The organism is Aquiflexum sp., assembly GCF_041751335.1.
Classification (GTDB): Bacteria; Bacteroidota; Bacteroidia; order Cytophagales; family Cyclobacteriaceae; genus Aquiflexum.
On sequence record NZ_JBGSXS010000305.1, the window covers coordinates 35930 to 50994 of the forward strand.

11 protein-coding genes are annotated in these 15065 nt (G+C 37.0%); 6 read left to right on the top strand and 5 right to left on the bottom strand.

From position 1 onward, the window contains the following. The first annotated feature begins 51 nt into the window (after positions 1-51). A complete protein-coding gene (locus ACEW8U_RS17225) occupies positions 52-1155 on the top strand; it encodes a P1 family peptidase (RefSeq protein WP_373523295.1) in 1104 nt (367 codons plus the stop codon). 9 nt (positions 1156-1164) lie between these two features. Here ACEW8U_RS17225 and ACEW8U_RS17230 read toward each other — a convergent pair whose 3' ends face one another. From ACEW8U_RS17230 to lysA, 3 genes are all read right to left on the bottom strand, one after another. Next, the gene (locus tag ACEW8U_RS17230) at positions 1165-2694 is read right to left on the bottom strand and encodes a cryptochrome/photolyase family protein (RefSeq protein ID WP_373523296.1); all 1530 of its coding nucleotides are present in this window, start codon (positions 2692-2694) and stop codon (positions 1165-1167) included. A 45-nt stretch (positions 2695-2739) separates the two neighbouring features. Further along, on the bottom strand, positions 2740-4623 hold the full coding sequence (locus ACEW8U_RS17235) for a gliding motility-associated C-terminal domain-containing protein (protein WP_373523297.1): 1884 nt from the start codon (positions 4621-4623) through the stop codon (positions 2740-2742). Positions 4624-5315: 692 nt separating this feature from the next. Then, the gene (gene lysA, locus ACEW8U_RS17240) at positions 5316-6551 is read right to left on the bottom strand and encodes a diaminopimelate decarboxylase (RefSeq protein WP_373523298.1); all 1236 of its coding nucleotides are present in this window, start codon (positions 6549-6551) and stop codon (positions 5316-5318) included. A 214-nt stretch (positions 6552-6765) separates the two neighbouring features. Between lysA and ACEW8U_RS17245 the strand changes: the two genes are divergently transcribed. The 3 genes from ACEW8U_RS17245 to ACEW8U_RS17255 all read left to right on the top strand — a co-directional run bounded on the left by ACEW8U_RS17245 (position 6766) and on the right by ACEW8U_RS17255 (position 10396). Further along, a complete protein-coding gene (locus ACEW8U_RS17245; RefSeq protein WP_373523299.1) occupies positions 6766-8478 on the top strand; it encodes a sensor histidine kinase in 1713 nt (570 codons plus the stop codon). Beyond that, entirely contained in the window at positions 8475-9167 is a 693-nt protein-coding gene (locus ACEW8U_RS17250) for a response regulator transcription factor (RefSeq protein WP_373523300.1), read from the top strand. The genes ACEW8U_RS17245 and ACEW8U_RS17250 overlap by 4 nt, the downstream gene beginning before the upstream one ends. Positions 9168-9256: 89 nt before the next feature. Then, positions 9257-10396, top strand: coding sequence for an exo-alpha-sialidase (locus tag ACEW8U_RS17255; protein ID WP_373523301.1), 1140 nt, complete (start codon positions 9257-9259; stop codon positions 10394-10396). 290 nt (positions 10397-10686) lie between these two features. Here ACEW8U_RS17255 and ACEW8U_RS17260 read toward each other — a convergent pair whose 3' ends face one another. Both ACEW8U_RS17260 and rlmH read right to left on the bottom strand, forming a co-directional pair. Further along, a complete protein-coding gene (locus tag ACEW8U_RS17260; protein ID WP_373523302.1) occupies positions 10687-11514 on the bottom strand; it encodes a hypothetical protein in 828 nt (275 codons plus the stop codon). Between the two features lie 446 nt (positions 11515-11960). Further along, complete coding sequence (rlmH, locus tag ACEW8U_RS17265) at positions 11961-12434, bottom strand: 23S rRNA (pseudouridine(1915)-N(3))-methyltransferase RlmH (RefSeq protein ID WP_373523303.1); 474 nt, start codon at positions 12432-12434, stop codon at positions 11961-11963. Positions 12435-12665: 231 nt separating this feature from the next. Here rlmH and ACEW8U_RS17270 point away from each other — a divergent pair, with 231 nt between their 5' ends. Both ACEW8U_RS17270 and ACEW8U_RS17275 read left to right on the top strand, forming a co-directional pair. Beyond that, a complete protein-coding gene (locus ACEW8U_RS17270) occupies positions 12666-13625 on the top strand; it encodes a S41 family peptidase (protein ID WP_373523304.1) in 960 nt (319 codons plus the stop codon). A gap of 140 nt (positions 13626-13765) precedes the next feature. After that, positions 13766-14599, top strand: a complete 834-nt coding sequence (locus ACEW8U_RS17275; RefSeq protein ID WP_373523305.1) for a TlpA family protein disulfide reductase — start codon at positions 13766-13768, stop codon at positions 14597-14599. Positions 14600-15065: the final 466 nt, after the last annotated feature.

Sequence of the window (15065 nt, forward strand, 5' to 3'; positions counted from 1 at the left end):
TAAATATCAATGCTCAAAATCAATACAATCCTTTTAACTGCAATCCTAATAATGCTAACTACCAATTCAATATTTGCACAAAAAAGAGCAAGAGACTTGGGGATAAATATTGGAGTGCTTCAAGTGGGAAAAAACAATACCATTACGGATGTGGAAGGAGTAAGTGTGGGTCATTTTACCAAAAATGAAGGTTCTTCAATCAGAACGGGAGTCACAGCAATCCTTCCCCACCAAGCAAATCTATTTCAGGAAAAGGTGCCGGCTGCCGTATTTGTTGGCAATGGTTTTGGAAAATTAGCAGGAAGTACACAAATAGAAGAACTCGGAAATATTGAAAGCCCAATAATCCTTACCAATACTTTGAGTGTTGCCGCAGGCTTGCAGGGTATCATTGAATATACCCTGAAACAACCGGGAAATGAAAAAGTACAATCTGTCAATGGAATAGTGGGAGAAACCAATGATGGAACTTTAAATGATATCCGAGGACAGCATATCAGCAAAGAAGACGTACTTTTTGCCATTGAAAATACAAAGCAGGGTGCTGTGGATGAAGGAAATGTTGGGGCAGGTACAGGGACAGTATGTTTTGGATTCAAGGGTGGAATCGGTACTTCTTCCAGAAAACTGCCTGATTCCCTTGGAGGATATACCGTGGGGGTTTTGGTCCAATCAAATTTTGGGGGGATTTTAGAAATTGATGGAGTGCCTGTTGGGGTTGAATTGGGGAAATATAGTTTTATGAACCACTTGGCTTCTGCGGATGGTTCCTGTATGATTGTAGTGGCCACAGATGCACCCATAAATGAAAGAAACCTGAAAAGAATCGCCCAAAGGGCAATGATGGGATTAGCAAAAACTGGAGGAATTGCTTCCAATGGTTCAGGGGATTATGTAATTGCTTTTTCGACCAACACTGAAAATCTAATCAAACATCAAAAACCACCTTTAAATCTTGAACAAAATACATTCCTCAGGAATGACGATATGAGTCCCTTATTTTTGGCGACCATTGAAGCTACCGAAGAAGCTATTATCAATTCCTTGTTTGCTGCAACTGATATGCTAGGTAAGGATGGAAATCACATCAAAGGAATTCCTGTAGAAGAGGTCATCACCATCATGAAGAAATATAACAAGGTAAGAATTCAATGATTTGATTTCCTAAAGTTCATTCAACCGTTCCAAATTAAACTCAGCTTGATCAAGGATAGCCGATTTGTCTTTCATTTTTTCCCAAGTTCTATACATCATTCCGATTCTTGGGTTTTTGGATAACAAATCAGTATTTCTATTATAAAAATGCCAATATAGACTATTGAAAGGACAAGCCTTTTCTCCCACTTTAAGTTTTTTGTCGTAGTGACATCCCTGACAGTAGTCACTCATTTTATCAATGTAGTTGGCAGAGGATACATAGGGTTTGGTTCCTACAATTCCTCCATCTGCAAATTGACTCATCCCCCGTGTATTGGTAATTTCTACCCATTCAATCGAATCAATATAAATCCCCAAATACCATTGGTCTACCTCATACGGGTCTATTCCCGCCAACAATGCGAAATTACCCGTGACCATCAATCTTTGAATGTGGTGGGCATAAGAAGTTTTGAGGGATTGCCCAATACTGTGTTTGAGACAGTTCATTTTTGTTTTGCCTGTCCAAAAGAAATCGGGAAGCTTTCGATCATGCCCGAAATAATTCATTGTTGCAAAGTCGGGCATCTTGGCCCAGTAAATGCCACGCATATATTCTCTCCAACCTAATATCTGCCGGATAAATCCCTCCACCTGCGCAATTGAAACAGAATCCTGATGAGATTCAAAATATCTTTCCACCTCACTTACAACTTCTAAGGGTGAAAGCATTTTGGTATTTAGACTGAAACTTAGTCTACTATGAAACAAGAATTCGTCCCCACTGTACATGGCATCCTGATATTCTCCAAATCTCTTAAGTAATTGTTCACAGAAATAATCGAGCACCTCAAGGCTTTCTTCTCTCGATACAGGCCAGTCAAATTTGCTTTCTTCAATGGAACCAATCGTTTCAACTTCCATTTTCTCCAACATTTTTAAAATTGAAGAAACATTTTTCGGGAAAACCTTTGGTCTTTTGAGCAATAATGGATCCTTGAGTTTATTTCTGTTTTCTTGGTCATAATTCCACTTACCGGTCAAAGGCTCTTTGCCATCCATTAGGATATTATATTTTTTTCTCATTTCTCTATAAAAAGTTTCCATGAGATAGGTTTTCTTACCTTTAAAAAATTCAGCAAGGAAAGTCCTCTCCGTCAAAAAATGTTCAGAATCATACTTTTTGAAAGAAATTTTAAGGTTCTCACAGAAATCACTCAACTGAATATCCAACCTATATTCATCTGGAAGCTGATATTCAAAATGACTAATCTGATGTTTTTCAATAATGAAAGAAAGATTGTCGGAAAGGTTTTGGGAATTGTTTTCCTGGTCAAGGTTCCAGTACAGGACCTGATGCCCCATTTTTTGAAGCTCTTCCGAAAAATTTCGCATAGCCAAAAAGAAGCCCACAACCTTTTGGACATGGTGCTTTACATAGCCTGTTTCTTGCTTCATTTCCATCATCAGATACAAAATATCCGAGTCTGTCTTTTCAAACCATGAATGTTGTTGGTTTAATTGGTCTCCTAGTATAAGCCTTAAAGTCTTCCCCATAAGAATGTTATTTCTTAAAGAAAAGTTTTTAAAGGGGAATTTGTTTCACCTGATCAAAGTAACTGTCCCTGATTTTTGAATTTCCTCTCCCTTTGAGGTAGTGTAATTTACTTTGTAGACGTAGTTGCCATTGGGTAGCAACTGCCCGTTCAAAAAACCATCCCATCCTTCACTGCCTCTTCCTGCACTGGAGTACAGATGCTCACCCCAATTGTTAAAAATATCCATTTTATAATCTGCAACACCCTTCATCACAGGATGAAATCTATCATTGAGTCCATCTGCATTGGGTGAAAAGGCATTTGGCATCAGAAAAAACTCTTGATATTCTTTAATCCTCACTTCTTCCGTCAACACAGAAGAACAACCAAACATGTCATATGCCCTCAAAACAACTTCAAATTCACCAGGTTTTTTGAATATGTGGATGGGGTCTTTTTCGTTTGATTTGGTTCCATCTCCAAAATCCCATTCCCAAGCAATAAAATCTTCTGCAATGGCACTTTCGAAAAGCAAAGGTTCATCAACTGAGATTTCATCTTCAAAATCCAAATCAAGTTTTCTATAGTTGAATTCCAACCTCTCCGCCGCTGCAATGATAGAAAAATCCACAGTGACCGTTTCCATTACTGTACATCCAAAGGCATCAGTGACTTCTACAGCAATTTCTTTTTCATCCGCTATTTGGATTTCCCTGATATCATCCGAACCATTTTGCCAATGTACTTTGTAGGGTGCTTTACCTCCTTTGATAGTCACCCAAGCCACGCCTTTGGCTTCTCCAAGTTCGCAATTGATATCAAGGGCTGTCTCGATTTTTGCTGTCAATTTTTCAGGGCCAGCAATATTGAAAATTTTCTCTTCTGAACATCCATTGGCATCCGTGACTTTTACCCCGTATTCCCCAGGACCTAGATTCTGAATTTTGTTTGTCTTGCCACCATTAGACCAATCGTATGTATATGGCGCTATGCCACCTTCTACATTTAATGAAATGAATCCTTCTTCAGAATGAAAACACAATAATTCAGATTTTACCTCCCCAGAAATTTCAATTGGACTTGAGGCTTCAACTTGGAATGTTCTGAAAACTGAACAGCCTCCTGCATCGGTTATCAAAACATCATAATTTCCGGGATTTAGACCTTTATTTGATTTTGTTGTCACTCCGTTTGACCACTGATAATTGTATGGCGATTTTCCTCCGGAAACCTGAACTGAAATAGAGCCATCATCCCCATTGGAACAGGACACATTTGTGAGCTCTTCGGAAATGTGCATTTCGGCATGACTAGTTTTGATTTCGAAATATATTGTCTGATTACATTCAAACTGATCCGATACTTTTACTGAATAGGTACCGGGAGTCAATCCTTTTGCATGCATTTGATTTTTCAGGCCATTGCTCCATTCAATTTTATATGGTTCTCCTCTACCCTTTAAGATATTTATTTTAGCTTCTCCATCATTGCTGTTCATACAGCTAGCCTCTTTTGTATTTGCCATTTCTATCACAAGCGGGAAAGGAGGCTGAACCACGATTCTTTCCTGAATTTCATAACCCAAACTGTCCTTGATCCAAACTGAATAAGTTCCTGACAAAAGATTATACCTGTTTTGAACGGTCTCCAGATTATTCCATCTAAAAGTATATGGAGGAACTCCTCCAATGATGTCTAAAATGATATGACCCCTATCGTTGTGGGTACAGAGGGCCAATTGTCCACTGACATTTACACTCATGATGGCATCCCCAGGTCCTGCATTTACCCTAGCATGAGTATCAAAGTTTTTATCTTTCGCAAAATCATTTTTGGTGGCAAAAGATAAATTGAAGAACCTACTGCTTTGGGAGTGGACAATAGGCTGAATTGCCTGACTCAAGATCAGGAAAAACAGTACTTTTAATGTAAAAATGTGCCTTTTCATTTTAAAACTATTTATAATCAATAGCCTTGTTGCTCTAAGAAAATCTGTCATTAAAAAGCAAAATTTTGCTTTTTGTAAATTGAAATATTATTTTATGTAATTGGCATTCATCAAAATGATATTTCTAAATAATCGGGTGATTGATTAATAAAAGAAATTTTATTCCAAAAAAACAAAAAATGGCACAAAAGATTTTTTACCTGAAAACGCCTAAAAATCACAAACATGGATGCGTTTTTATTCCAATTTCAAATTCGGGAAGTGGATTTACTTTTTTGTTGATATGAAAGAAAAAAATGATGGCTTCTGGTGGAGGAAAAAAAATAAAATATTTTTCGTCAAATGTTGGTCATTCCAAAATTTGATGAAAATACTAAAAATATTGTGGTTAAACGCTTTCTTGCCAGTAACCCGGAATTCTTTAAAAAACGGGACTGCAGACCGAAGTCGAAAGACCGAATTACCGGATATTTAAACAACCAACCGAGAATTGTATGGAATACCAAATTACTGGCAACATTGCGGATAACCATTAAAAATATCATTCAGTCTAATAATTTGTGTGATATAATAATTAGACAGGAGAGTCGATTCGATCTAAAAAGACTTAAAGGACTAAAAAAATCAATTCACAAAAAATTGATAAAAAAAATCCCGACAATCTATGCCGGGATTTGTTGAATCCAAGGTTTTCAATTGATATCAATATCCACTTGGTTTTTTAAGATATCTGTAAAGGTTTCCCTTTCACGGATTAAATTGGCTTTTCCGTCCAATATCAATATTTCAGCAGGCTTCAACCTTGAGTTATAATTGGAAGACATGCTGAAACCATAAGCTCCGGCATTTTTAATGGCCAAAATATCTTCTTCCTTAACTTCTTTCAACTTGCGGTCAGCGGCGATTGTATCTGTCTCACAGATATAACCAACGATGGTATACACCCTTTCTGGACCATCTAGTTTAGATACATTGACCACATCATGATAGGCATCATACATCATTGGACGGATAAGATGATTCAGGCCGGAATCCACCCCAACGAATGTGGATGCGGGAGTTGATTTTACAACGTTGACTTTGACCAATAAGAAACCGGATTCAGAAACTAGAAACTTGCCTGGTTCAAACCATATTTCAAGTTCTGTTCCATATTCTTTGCAAAATTTCTTAAAAGCAGAAGAAACCTTTTCCCCTACTTCCATCATATCTGTCGAAATATCTCCTAGCTTGTACGCTACCTTGAATCCACCTCCAAAATCAAGAAACTTCAATCCTTTAAATTCCCTTGCTGCATCAAAAAGGATTTCTGCACCCTTCAGGAATACCTCCGCATCCAATATATCTGATCCAGTGTGTATATGAAGCCCGATGACATTGAGGTCATAAGCCTGTACCACTTTTAGCACATGTTTCAATTGAAGAATGGATATCCCGAATTTACTGTCAATATGGCCCACTGAAATCTTTGCATTGCCTCCAGCGAGAATATGGGGATTGAGTCGAATACAAATAGGTACCTGATTGCCATAAAAGGTTCCAAAGTGCTCCAATATCGGGATGTTGTCAATATTGATCATTACGCCAAGATCTACCGCAGATTTGATTTCCTCAAAAGATACGGAGTTGGGTGTATACATAATTTCGTGTGGTTCAAATCCAGCATGAAGGCAAAGGTGTACCTCTTCGATGGATACGGCATCAACTCCTGTTCCGGCTTTTTTCATCAACTTCAGGATATTGATATTTGACAGGGCCTTGGTAGCGTATTTTATTTTCAAATTCACAGTTGAAAAAGCCTTTTGCAGCAGGGAAACTTTTTCCAAGATCTTTTGCCCATCATATACATATAATGGAGTACCATAGGTCTTGGCCAAATCTATCAGAGAAACTCCCTGTATCCTAAATTGCTGATCTTCGATATTCATAAATCTAAATTTTGAAACGCAAAGATAAGGAATGACCTACAATATAAAAGGGTGAAATCCTGCTGTGTTTTATATAATTTTATTTCCTTAAATGAACTCTACCGATCAGAATGTTCTCAATTCAGGCCAAAAAACTTTAGATATTGAGAATTCTTGTTCGGTTAAAAAACGTTAAGCATTCACCATCCCATTCAATAAGGTATAAATTTGTAGCATGTCCAAGTCTAAAATGAAATTGATTATTATGCTGATGTCCATAGCAAGCGTCGGCTTGATCGGGTTTCAGTATTATTGGGTAACCAATGCCCTTAGGATCAATGAAGAAAGATTTGAGCAAAACGTTTATCAGTCTCTCATCTCTACAGTTTCGCAAATTGATAAAGGTGAAACAAGTGATATTTTCCTAAGTTATTTGGCCAAAGACACCTTATTGCAGCAGTCATTGTTCCAAAGGATAGAGCCCATAGTAGTGCAGGTCAGGCAAAGACCCACAGAAAGAAGGAGGCCTTCCGTCATGGATTCTTTGTTGCAGCAACCTATTCCCCAGATCAGCCAAAGTTTCAAAAGACTGATTGAATCAAGAGGTATGGACCTATCATTGTTTGCTGATTTAGATAACTTTTTCACCAATCTGACACCGGAAATCGCTTCAAGCCTATTTACACCGGATGAAATGGAAATCCTTTTAGAAGAAAGACAAAGGCAATATCAATTCCTTAATCAGGCTGAAACCCAATTTCGAAGAAGGTATGGTATTGGAAGGGATGCTGATTTTATTGAGGAATACAATATCCCAAGGGATGCGCTTGACAAAATCAGAAGTGCCAACCTCAAAATAGAATTTATGAACAGGGCATGGGAAGAACTTTTGGAAGGCCAAAAGGATATCCTGTCAAGATTAGATACAGGCCAGGTGAAAAGTATTCTAAAAAATAATCTTAAAGAAAGGGGAATAGCTGAATCCTTCAACTTAGGCATCAGGGAAGATAACGGAACACTTATTCCAATATCAGGTATTTTTGATTCCACTAAAATTGTAACTAGTAATCTTCAAGCAAGGCTATTTCCAAGTGATATATTAGGTAAGGAAAATTATTTGGTGGTACATTTCCCAAGTAAAAACGCCTATATATTCCGTCAAATCTGGTTACCCGTGCTTAGTTCTTTGCTTTTTATCGGTATAGTTATATTCTGTTTTGTGTACGCCATCAGGGTAATCATCCGGCAAAAAAATCTTTCGGAAATCAAGAATGACTTCATCAATAACATGACTCATGAATTCAAAACCCCCATTGCCACAGTTAGTTTGGCGATAGAAGCTTTACAGGATCCGGATTTGATAAGTCAGGATTCATTTCGCAATAGGTATCTCAGCATAATCAAAGATGAGAACAAACGGCTTGGTGGCCAAGTAGAAAAAGTGCTTCAATCCGCTGCCCTAGACAAAAAAGAATTCAAACTCAAATTTGAAAAGCTGGATATTTCTGAAATTCTTGAAAGTTCCAAAAAACTAATTGCTTTACAGATAGAAAACAAAGGAGGAAAAATTGACTTGGGAAACAAGTTACGTGATCCTTACCTAGAAGCAGACACTTATCATCTTTCCCATATTATCAACAACCTTTTGGACAATGCCATCAAGTATTCAAAAGACAAACCAGACATCCAAATCAGGTCATGGGATGATAGCGGAAGCATATTTGTCTCAGTAAAAGACCATGGTATCGGTATGACAAAAGAGGCCTTAAAAAAAATATTTGATAAATTTTATCGGGTTCCCACCGGAAATCTACACGATGTAAAAGGGTTTGGATTGGGTTTGGCTTATGTCAAAACCATGATAGAAGCCCACAAAGGAGAAATAAAAGTGAGCAGTGAACCAGGAAAAGGAAGTATATTCACCCTTAAACTCCCCAAAATACAATGAGCAAAGCCAAAATATTGGTAGTCGAAGATGATCCCAACTTGGGAGACATCCTACAGGAATACCTGACCATGAAAGGATATGAAACCACCCTATGCAGAGATGGTGAAGAAGGTTGGTCCAAGTTTAAAAAAGACAAGTTTGGGCTGGCCATTCTTGACATCATGATGCCCAAAAAAGATGGATTCACCTTGGGTAAAGAAATCAAAAAAGTGCAGGAAGACCTTCCGATTATATACCTCACAGCAAAAAATCTAAAAGAGGATATCATTGAAGGCCTTAAAATCGGTGCGGATGATTATATCACCAAGCCTTTCAGCATGGAAGAGCTACTCTTAAGAATAGCCGCCATACTTAGAAGGACCCAAAAATCAGAAGAGGTCAATATCCTCAAGGTCTACAATTTTGGTGCTTTTGAACTGCATTATGATGAACAGTATATCATCAGCCCATCCGGCACACACAAGTTGACTTCCAAAGAAAATGAACTGATTAGGCTTTTAGCTTCTGAGATGAACAAGTTGGTCAACAGAAGCCATGCACTCAAACAGATCTGGGGAGATGATTCCTATTTTAATGCCCGTAGCATGGATGTATATCTCAGCAAAATCCGAAAAATACTCAAGGAGGACCCGAAGGTTCAGATTATTACTATTCATGGGGAAGGATTTAAAATGGTAGTAGCAGAATGATTCCTTTATTTGAAATCTTAAGGCCATTCTATATTCTAACGATGTTGGGAATGATTTTTTTTTCTTGTTCGGAAAAAACTATTGAAAGTATGCTACAAAATATAGAGCTGGTAAAAGTTTTGGAGTCAGAGGAAAATCATCTTGAGGAACCATATCTATTCACTTCAAATACAGGCAAAACTTACCTGTCTTGGGTAGAGAAATCGGCTGATAGAAATTATTTTAAGTACTCCGTTTTAAAAGACAGTACCTGGTCAGATCCCTATTTGATCGCTGATGGATCAAACTGGTTTGTCAATTGGGCAGATTATCCACAAATGGCATCCTTTGAAGACGGGACATTGCTAGCATTCTTTTTGGAAAAAAGTGGTCCAGGAACATTTGCTTATGATATCAAAGTAACTTTATCTGCGGATGGGGTTGATTGGACTTCTCCTTTTGTGCTTCATGATGACAATACCCAAACTGAACATGGTTTTGTTTCTATGGCAACTTGGGGTGAGAATATGCTTATCACGTGGTTAGATGGAAGAAATACGGAAACCAATAACGATGATGATCATAGCCATAGCCACCATGGTCAAATGTCGTTGAGGGCTGCCCTTTTAGATTCTAAAGGGAATAAACTGGACGAATGGGAATTGGATGACAGGGTTTGCGACTGTTGCCAAACAAGTATTTCCATGTCTGTCAATGGACCGATCATCGTATTCAGGGACAGGTCAGAAACTGAGATCAGGGATTTGGGAATCATCAGATGGCTTGGTGACAAATGGTCAGAGACGGGTCCTGTATATATGGACCTATGGCAAATAGCCGCATGTCCTGTAAATGGCCCAAGAGTGACTGCACATGGAAATCAAGTTGCTGTAGCATGGTATACCGCATCGAAAGACAGTCCTGAAGTGAAAGTAGGGCTATCCAAAAATGCTGGTAAATCTTTTGATCAAACAACTCGAATAGATCTGGGCAAAACAATAGGAAGGGTTGATATTGACTGGATCAAGAACAACTTAGCAATGGTCACTTGGATGGAAGAAGGGAAAATAATGGCAAGGACTGTTACCATTGAGGGTAAACTGGGTCAACCCATGACAATTACTGAAACTTCCGAAAAGCGCTCAAGTGGATTCCCACAATTGTCAGTCAATGGCGATCAGGTTTGGTTTGCGTGGACTGACGATACTTCAGAACGGAAAAAAATAAAAGTATCTAAAATGATACTTTAAAAGCTTTTTGGTTAAATAAATCAACAAAAGGTTAACCAAATTTTTTGTCCCTTTAGGGACATCATGTTGGTAGAAAAATTCAAATTATGATTGGTTTTTGTGCCTTTAGGTACAAAATACATTCCGTACCTAAAGGCACGGCAACCTAATTTTAAAATCTGTTCTACCCATATTTTGTCCCTACAGGGACATGGAGTACAATTTATTTTGGGTTTTGGAAAATTAAATCAGGAATACTCGACTATACAAAAAAGTAGGATTTTCTATATCAAAATCCTAAATAGCGCATCTTACTGAATCTCCCCATTATCCACAATCCCTAGAAGAAGCTCCATTTTTTCTTTCAGATCTACAATTCTAGAAGAAGGGTAAAGAAATTCGGCTTTTAATAGCTGGACAAAACTCCCTTTGAAGTCTTTTTCGTGAAACTTTTCGATGGCATAGTTATAATACTGCAAACCTGCCAATTCCTTAAGTCCTATATGCTCAAAAGTTCTGTTCTTATTTGAATTGTTGAAATTGCTTCCTAAAACAAGAAGCTGATTTGGTTCACTTGATTTTGATAAGGTTATAAATTTTTCTTCGAACTGTCTGACATTAATTTCGCCAAGAATAAGCCCGTTTTGTGCAAATGTGCTCTCAAAAATAAAAGGTATTCCTTCATATTGACCTTTCAGATAAATATGTTCATCTGTTTCGACCAAAATGTAAGGAATACCATAACGCTCTAAAAGCAGTGCATATGCACCCGAACCCGTAACGCAATCAAAGACGCCATTTTTCAGTGTTCCCGAAAAAAAGGAATGTGGGGCATAAGTCTTTAATAAGTGATTATGGGTTTTAAAAAAGATATCCGACAGCAATTGAACATCTACGTTTTTTCTTTGCGCTTTTTTGTCTAAAATTTTGATCAGTTTATCCCAACTTTTAAAATTCGGTTCTTCTTCCGGATGAAGGGCCTGAAGTAATAGAAAGGGATTATCTTGGTGTTGGGTGAAATATTTCTTCTCCAAGTTGGTTTCAAAAAGTGTCAGCTTAATTTCCACATAATCATCCTGGGACTTTGCATGAAAGCCCAAAAATAAGATCAATATCAGGATGGTCAATAACTTTTTCATGACTGACAGAATGCATATGATAACCTTTGGTTAACTCAAAGTTAACATTAAATTAACATTGACAAAACAATTCATGAAAATGTTAATGTTAAGTTAATATTGGGGATGAAAGATATGTTCTCTCCAGTAATGAAAATTGGCATTTAAAGAAATGAGATGACATCAAATTTCTCCTACCTACGGCAGGCAGGCGTCATCTCAAGTCGAAAACATTATGGAAGTGTTCAGAAAAGCTAATGACATTAAGTTACCCGATAGGCAACCATCATTCTGAGGCACGAAGGATCTCCAGAGGTACAGTTAGTCGGTTGAATTACTGGAAAAATATTTAACCCTTTTGGTCAAAGCCATCCTTTTCCTGAACCTCGAGAGATGCTTCTCTATGTTCAGCATGACGGCTGCTCCGATTCATGTCCTTGGTAGGCACGAGGTATCTCTAAAGGTTATCACTGATGATGATAGGGCTCATTTTTCAAAATAGTAAAAGCCCTATACAGCTGCTCCACAAAAAACACACGCACCATTTGATGCGAAAAAGTCATTTTGGAAAGGGAGATTTTGCCGTTGGCCCTTTGGTAGACACTTTCAGAGAATCCATAGGGTCCACCAATGACGAAAATCAATTGCTTCAAGCCTGCATTCATTTTCTTTTGGAGATAGTCCGAAAAATCCACGGAGGAATATTGCTTTCCCTGTTCATCAAGCAAAACCAATTCATCAGAGGTCTGTACTTTTTTTAGAATCAGCTCTCCTTCTTTTTCCTTTTGGGCTGCTTCAGACAGATTCTTGGCATTTTTAATATCCGGAATGATTTCCATTTCAAACTTGATATAAAACCCCAAGCGCTTGATATACTCATCCAAAAGGGTTTGGATAGCGGAATGGTCTGTTTTGCCGACGGCGATAAGTCTGATCTGCATCCTGCAAAATAATTAAAGCTTCTCCGAAAAACCCTGATCAGGTGGATTTTATTAGGAAGAAGATTGCATTTGGTAGATTTGGGTAAAAAGACAGATTGGATATTTAGGATTTTAGTTCTAAATTTAGATATGTCAAATATATCTGTAATAATTTAGCTATGTCTGTCATATGGAACAAAGAGTGCAATAGTTTCCAGAAGCAAAACGTACGGAAAATTAAATTAAATTATCATGAATCTACGAGCTGTTTTTTTATCCCTATTTTCCTTCCTGCTAATTGCTTGCGGAGAAGATGAACCCCCTGTCCCTAATGAGGCTGATAATTTTCTAAACCAAGTATTGACTATTATGGAAAAAAATTCCATTTATAAAAATGAAATTGATTGGAAAGATTTCAGAAATCAGGTTACTAAAAGAGCAGAAGCAGCAAAAAATATAGATGAAACCTACCCTGCAATTCAATTAGCTTTAACACTTCTGGGTGATAATCACAGTGTTTTCATGAAGCCAGATGGAAGTACTATACGGGGCACTTCTAGTTTGACATGTGGAGGTGAAGCTTTCAGCAGACCAATACTACCCGAAAATATAGGATATATTGCTGTTAAGATATCTTCAGGGTCAGACAATGAAAAAATGATTGCTTATGCAGAAGAAATTCAAAAGGCGATAAAAACAGTAGACAATGAAAATGTTCTGGGTTGGATAGTAGATTTAAGAGGGAGCGGTGGAGGCAATATGTGGCCGGCATTGGCGGGTATTGGTCCGATACTTGGAGAGGGTATCGCCGGATATTTTATTGATCCAAATGATAAACAAACCTCCTGGGGATATTCCAATGGTGCATCCGTAGTTAATCAGACTCGTGTGGTACAGCTTTTAAATCCGTATGAATTGATAAATCCTAATCCCAAAGTTGCAGTTTTGTATGACAAGGGAATTGCAAGTTCAGGGGAGGCAATTGCTATATTCTTTATAGGTAGAGACAATACCAAAAGCTTTGGAACTCCAACCTGCGGATTATCCACATCCAATAGTGGCTTTAATTTAAGCAATAACGCCACTTTATATTTAACAGTATCTTATATGGCTGATAGGAAAAAGCAAATATATGGTCTTCCTGTAGCTCCTGATATGGAATCATTTAATCAGACAATTATTCAGCAAGCCATAGAGTATATTGAAAATTAAAGAAAACACTCTGTAACAGTATCCAAAATACAATATTTACGAATTTTTGGAAATTCCCTTAAAATTTCGTTTAAAATAATTATTTTGGTAAAATCCCAGTACTGGATTTGCATTCATCGCTGTGCATAATTTTAAAGAAAATGAGAAAACACCAAATAATCATAATATTACTTTTTCCAACTCTATTTTCTGTCTGTAAGGAAAAATCAGAAGATAGATTAATATCCGATAAAGGAGAAAACCTTGAATCTAAAGTAAATCTCAATAAAATTGAAACTGATTTCATTCAATGGTGGACTTACCATTATAACAACATCTCATTATCATCGAATTTTATAGCTGTAAATGAAAAATCCGATACAATCGATAAAAAACAATTTTTGGAGAAATTAACTTCTGGTGATTTTATTCCTTTAAAGTTAAAATCTAAAGATAAGATAGAGACATATAAACTGTACAAATTAGACTCTTTAGCTGATAAAAGTATTGGAAATACAATGAAAAATGAGTCGTCAACTAATCTTAAACACTTCAATATGGAAGGTAAAACCTTTCCCAAATTTGATTTTACAGATTTGAATGGTAATCACTTTAACAATGAAAACACCAAAGGAAAAATTACCATAATTAAAACTTGGTTTATTGGTTGCACGGCTTGTGTTGCAGAGTTTCCTGAACTAAATAAGCTTGTGGAAAATCATATAAATGCAAACGATATAGTTTTTGTTAGTCTAGCATTGGATTCTAAACCTGAATTAGAGAAGTTCCTATTAAAGAAACCTTTTAAATATCAGGTGGTTCCAGAAAAAAAAGATTTTTTAGAAAAAAAATTAAACCTACAAATCTATCCGACGCATATAATAGTAGATAAAAATGGAACAATAATAAAAGTGGTAAATAAGGCATCGGAAATGATTGCATTTCTTGAAAATGCAAAAAGACTGACTGAAAAAACTTCACCTGTACCGATGTAAAGAAACTATGCACAATATCAACTTAGATACAGCCTGCCTTCCGCAGGCAGGCGGGTGGTAACGAATAATTATGAAAATCAGTATCTTTAAGAAGTTAGGAGTATGCTTGAAGCATACGGCTCCAAATGCCCGCCGCATCCAAGCTGAATCCCGTTAACTACTATTTTAAAAAGCACGGCATCAACTTAAATCTAATTTTATGAGACTGATTTTAACAAGACAATTACATTTTAAAAACATCATCTTTTTCCTTTTATTTATGTTCGCGACAATTATTTCAAATGCTCAAATTCTGGAGCCAGTCAAATGGACAATTGAGAGTAAACTCTATGAAAATTATATCAACCAATTTAGGCAAACCAACTAAGTTCATTTGGAACGGTAAAGAAGAAATAACCGGGATTTATAAAAAACCTGTGGATACGCCTGTTTATTTAACCAAAAATGATGTTTTAAACGATGAAGT